At 54.7% G+C, this 1,001-nt stretch carries 1 protein-coding gene; it reads left to right on the top strand.

What is annotated here, in order from left to right; genetic code table 11:
• Positions 1-1,001 (top strand): tandem-95 repeat protein (locus R7E78_RS24765; RefSeq protein ID WP_318058426.1); only part of this gene is annotated, 1,001 nt, incomplete at both ends.

The raw sequence follows: 1,001 nt of genomic DNA, 5'->3' as shown, positions 1-1,001 counted from the left end.
GACGACAAAGTGGTGTCGCTGGATACCAATCACGGTCCAGCCAACGGCACGGTCTCGGTCAACCCGGATGGCAGCGTAACCTACACGCCAAACGACAACTTCCACGGCACAGACAACTTCATCTACATCGTCACCTCAGGTGGGGTATCAGAGTCCACCACGGTGAACGTCGATGTGACGCCAGTGAACGATGCGCCAGTGGCAAACGATGACGCGGCAACAACACAAGAAGATACCGCTGTCACGATTGATGTTCTGCCAAACGACACCGATATTGATGGCGATACGCTGTCGATTGACTCGGCATCTGTGCCGAGTGACCAAGGGACAGTCGAGATTGCTGACGGCAAACTGGTGTTCACACCGGCCGAGAACTTCCATGGTGACGCCGAAATCACTTACACCGTGACCGATGGTGCACTGACTGACCAAGCCACGGTCAACGTCACCGTGAATGCGGTGAACGACACGCCTATGGTTGAAAGCAACATTGCAGACCAAGCCTTGGCGGAAGATTTTACGCCATACAGCATCGATCTAAATACCGCTTTCAGCGATGTGGATAACGTGGATGGCGATCTGAGCTTCAGCGTTTCTGGCAACAGCAACATTCAAGTGGCGATCGTCAATGGCATTGCTACGTTCACTCCAACCGCGGACTGGAACGGCTCAGAAGCATTGACCTTTACGGCTACCGATCCAAGCGGCGAGAGCGTTAGCCAAACGGTGAACTTCACGGTAGCGCCTGTGGCGGATATCGTGGCAGACAACGCGACGGTTGTGGAAGATACGCCAACCATCATCAAGGTCTTAGGTAACGATACGTTCGAAGGCGACGACAAAGTGGTGTCGCTGGATACCAATAACGGTCCAGCCAACGGCACGGTCTCGGTCAACCCGGATGGCAGCGTGACCTACACGCCGAACGACAACTACCACGGTACAGACAGCTTCACGTACATCGTTACGTCGGGTGGGGTCAGTGAGTCCACCACGGTGAA

It is taken from the genome of Vibrio sp. YT-19(2023), from assembly GCF_033337395.1.
Note: the sequence above shows the minus strand (reverse complement) of the source record. Positions and strands in the feature narration are given on the sequence as shown.